This window comes from Methylobacterium sp. WL116, assembly GCF_008039455.1.
Lineage (GTDB): Bacteria > Pseudomonadota > Alphaproteobacteria > Rhizobiales > Beijerinckiaceae > Methylobacterium.
Genome location: NZ_VRUV01000453.1, coordinates 1 through 3,708 on the forward strand (window position 1 = coordinate 1; position 3,708 = coordinate 3,708).

At 73.4% G+C, this 3,708-nt stretch carries 5 protein-coding genes; all 5 read left to right on the forward strand.

Features of this window, described 5'->3' with window-relative positions; translation table 11 throughout:
• On the forward strand, positions 1-435 hold a 435-nt coding region (locus FV223_RS22555), incomplete at its 5' end, for a VOC family protein (RefSeq protein ID WP_187276212.1).
• 67 nt (positions 436-502) lie between these two features.
• A complete protein-coding gene (locus FV223_RS22560) occupies positions 503-1,150 on the forward strand; it encodes an aminodeoxychorismate/anthranilate synthase component II (RefSeq protein ID WP_147729087.1) in 648 nt (215 codons plus the stop codon).
• A gap of 36 nt (positions 1,151-1,186) precedes the next feature.
• Positions 1,187-2,200, forward strand: coding sequence for an anthranilate phosphoribosyltransferase (gene trpD, locus FV223_RS22565; protein ID WP_147729088.1), 1,014 nt, complete (start codon positions 1,187-1,189; stop codon positions 2,198-2,200).
• Positions 2,201-2,209: 9 nt separating this feature from the next.
• Positions 2,210-3,085 carry an indole-3-glycerol phosphate synthase TrpC gene (trpC, locus tag FV223_RS22570; protein WP_147729089.1) on the forward strand — a complete coding sequence of 292 codons (876 nt, stop codon included), beginning with the start codon at positions 2,210-2,212 and terminating at the stop codon, positions 3,083-3,085.
• Positions 3,086-3,135: 50 nt separating this feature from the next.
• Entirely contained in the window at positions 3,136-3,579 is a 444-nt protein-coding gene (gene moaC / locus FV223_RS22575) for a cyclic pyranopterin monophosphate synthase MoaC (protein ID WP_243933985.1), read from the forward strand.
• Positions 3,580-3,708: the final 129 nt, after the last annotated feature.

Consider the following 3,708-nt stretch of genomic DNA (forward strand, 5'->3'; position numbering starts at 1 on the left):
CCGCAGGGCGCCGCCTTCGCGCTGTTTCGCGGCGACGGGACGCCGCCGCCGATGCCGCCGCCGGGCACGCCCGGCCCGTTCGGCTGGCACGAGCTGCACGCCCGCGATGGGGAACCGGCCTTCGCCTTCTATGCCGGCCTGTTCGGCTGGGAAAAGTCCATGGCGGTCGATATGGGGCCGATGGGCACCTATCAGGTCTTCGCCCGCCACGGGGTCGACCTCGGCGGGATGATGACCTCGCCGATGCCGGCAGCCCCGTGCTGGCTGTTCTACATCGCCGTCGAATCGATCGCCGCCGCGGCCGAGCGGGTCGCTGCGGCCGGCGGCACCGTCCTGCAGGGCCCGCACGCGGTGCCGGGGGGCGCCTGGATCATCCAGGCCAAGGATCCGCAGGGCACGCTGTTCGCCCTGGTCGGGCCGAGGGTGGCGGCCTGACCGGCGTGAAGCGGCAGACGCGCCCGGCGCCTTGACCGGCGCCGCCGGCCGGGCCAGATCGTCGGTCATGGAACCCGCGCCGACGCCCTCCGTCCTCGTCATCGACAACTACGATTCCTTCACCTGGAACCTCGTCCATCTGATCGGCCCGCTCAGCGGCGCGATCGACGTGGTGCGCAACGACCAGGTGACGGTCGACGAGATCCGCGCGCGCGCGCCCGACGCCCTGGTGCTGTCGCCCGGGCCCTGCACCCCGAACGAGGCCGGCATCTGCCTCGATGCGGTCAGGGAGCTCTCGGGCGAGATCCCGATCTTCGGGGTCTGCCTCGGCCTCCAGGCGATCGGCCAGGCCTTCGGCGGCGACGTGGTGCGGGCGCCCGCGCCGATGCACGGCAAGGTCTCGACCATCCGCCACGGCGCGAAGGGCATCTTCCGCGGGCTCAACGACAGCTTCGACGCGACGCGCTACCATTCGCTGGTGGTCGATCGCGCCGGCTGCCCCGAGGCGCTGACGGTGACCGCCGAGGCCGACGGCCTGATCATGGGCCTGGAGCACGCGCACCTGCCGGTGCACGGCGTGCAGTTCCACCCCGAGAGCATCCTCTCGCATCACGGCACGCGGATCCTGCAGAACTTCCTCGACATCGCGACGGCGTGGAACCGGGCGCGCGGGCGGGACCAGGCACGTGACAAGGCCCGTCCCGGCGTGCATTGACGCGGGATTCCCGCGAACGCGTCGCCCGTCGAGCCGATGGAATCCTTCAAGCCCCATCTCGCCAAGGTCGCCGCCGGGTTCTCCCTCGACCGGGCGGAAGCCCGCGCGGCGTTCGACGACCTGCTGTCGGGCGAGGTCACGCCCGTCCAGGCCGGCGCCTTCCTCGTCGGCCTCAAGGTCCGCGGCGAGACGCCGGACGAGATCGTCGGCGCCGTCGAGGCGATGCGCGCGCGCATGGTCCGGGTCGCGGCGCCGGCCGGCAGCGTCGACGTGGTCGGCACCGGCGGCGACCACTCGGGCAGCTACAACGTCTCGACGCTGGCCGCGATCGTCACCGCCGCCTGCGGCGTGCCGGTGGCCAAGCACGGCAACCGCGCCGCGACCTCGCGCTCGGGCGCGGCCGACGTGCTGGCGGCGCTCGGCGTCAGGCTCGGGCTCGACCCGGCGGGCCTGAGCCGGTGCCTGACGCAGGCCGGCCTGTGCTTCATGTTCGCCCAGACCCACCACGGCGCGATGCGGCACGTGGCGGCGGTGCGCTCGGAATTGCCGGTGCGCACCATCTTCAACCTGCTCGGGCCCCTCTCGAACCCGGCCGGCGTCGAATGCCAGCTGCTCGGCGTGTCGCAGGCGGCCTGGGCCGAGCCGCTGACGCAGGTCCTCGCCGAGCTCGGAAGTCGCCGGGTCTGGACCGTGCACGGCTCGGACGGGCTCGACGAGATCACCGTCACCGGCCCGACCCAGGTGGTGGCGCTGGAGGACGGCCGGATCTCGACCTTCGCGGTCGATCCGCGGGACGTCGGCCTGCCGCTGCACGACCTCGAGGCGCTGCGCGGCGGCGATCCCGAGCACAACGCGCGCGCCTTGGCCGACGTCCTGTCGGGCACGCGCAACGCCTACCGGGACATCGCGGTTCTGAATGCGGGCGCCGCGCTCGTGGTCGCAGGCCTGACGCACGCCCTCGCCGACGGCGTCGCGCGGGCGCAGGATGCGATCGATTCGGGGGCGGCCCGCGCGACGCTGGCCCGCCTCGTCGCGGTCTCGAACGGATAGGGTATACCGATGGCCACCGACGCCCTCGCCGAACCGCCGCCTCCGACCGAGCCGCCGGCGACCGATCGCTCGAGCGTGCTCGCCCGCATCGAGGCCTACAAGCGCCGCGAGATCGCCGAGGCGAAGCTGCGGGTGCCGCTCGCCAAGCTGGAGACGCGCGCCGCCAAGGCCTCGCCGCCGCGGGGCTTCGCCGACGCGATCCGGGCGCACGTGGCGGAAGGGCGCCCGGCGCTGATCGCCGAGGTGAAGAAGGCCTCGCCGTCCAAGGGCCTGATCCGGGCGGATTTCGACCCGGCCGCGCTGGCCGCCGCCTACGAGAAGGGCGGCGCCACCTGCCTCTCGGTGCTCACCGACGAGCCCTCGTTCCAGGGCCGGCCCGAATACCTCACCCAGGCGCGCGAGGCCTGCCGGCTTCCGGTGCTGCGCAAGGACTTCCTGTTCGAGCCCTACCAGGTCTACGAGGCGCGGGCCTGGGGCGCCGACTGCATCCTGGCGATCATGGCCTGCCTCGACGACGACGAGGCGGAAGCCCTGGTCGAGACGGCGCACGAGCTCGGCATGGACGTGCTGGTCGAGGTGCACGACGCCGCCGAGCTCGCCCGCGCGATCCCGCTCGGCACCGCGCTGATCGGCGTCAACAACCGCAACCTGAAGACCTTCGAGGTCTCGTTCGAGACTGCGATCACGCTCGGCGCCGAGATCCCGCCCGACCGCATCGCGGTGGCCGAGAGCGGCATCGGCGGCCATGCCGACGTCGCCCGGCTCGGCCGCCACGGCCTCAACGTCGTCCTCGTCGGCGAGAGCCTGATGCGCCAGGACGACGTGACGGCGGCGACGCACGACCTGCTGTTCGGGCCCAAGGCCGCGAAGAAGGCGAAGGGCTGATCGTGGACGAACCCCGCCTCACGCACCTCGACGCCACCGGCGCGGCCAACATGGTCGACGTCGGCGACAAGCCCGCGACCACCCGCACCGCCCGCGCCGAGGGGCGGGTGGTGATGCTGCCCGCCACTCTGGCGCTGATCCGCGAGGGCGATGCCAAGAAGGGCGACGTGGTCGGCACCGCCCGCCTCGCCGGGATCATGGCGGCCAAGCGCACCCACGAGCTGATCCCGCTCTGCCATCCGCTCCTGCTCACCAAGGTCCGGGTCGATTGCGAGATCGACGACGCGCTGCCGGGCCTGCGCCTCACGGCGGAGGTCCGCGTGCAGGGCCCGACCGGCGTCGAGATGGAGGCGCTGACCGCCGTCTCGGTCGCCTGCCTCACGGTCTACGACATGGTGAAGGCCGCCGACCGCGGCATGCGGATCGAGGGCATCCGCCTGCTCGCCAAGGACGGCGGCCGCTCCGGCGCGTACCGCGCGGAGGACGCGGCGTGATGGCCCCCGGCGCTCATCCCTCCCCCCTGTGCGGGGGCGGGTGGCCCACGAAGCGGGTCGGGAGAGGGGAACGCCGTATCCGGAGAGGTCGCCCCCCTCTCCCGACCTTCGGTGCCGCGAGGCCCACCC

Coding starts and splice junctions, on each gene's coding strand:
- trpC (WP_147729089.1), top strand. CDS start 2,210: ATGGCCACCGACGCCCTCGCCGAACCGCCGCCTCCGACCGAGCCGCCG.
- FV223_RS22560 (WP_147729087.1), top strand. CDS start 503: ATGGAACCCGCGCCGACGCCCTCCGTCCTCGTCATCGACAACTACGAT.
- moaC (WP_243933985.1), top strand. CDS start 3,136: ATGGTCGACGTCGGCGACAAGCCCGCGACCACCCGCACCGCCCGCGCC.
- trpD (WP_147729088.1), top strand. CDS start 1,187: ATGGAATCCTTCAAGCCCCATCTCGCCAAGGTCGCCGCCGGGTTCTCC.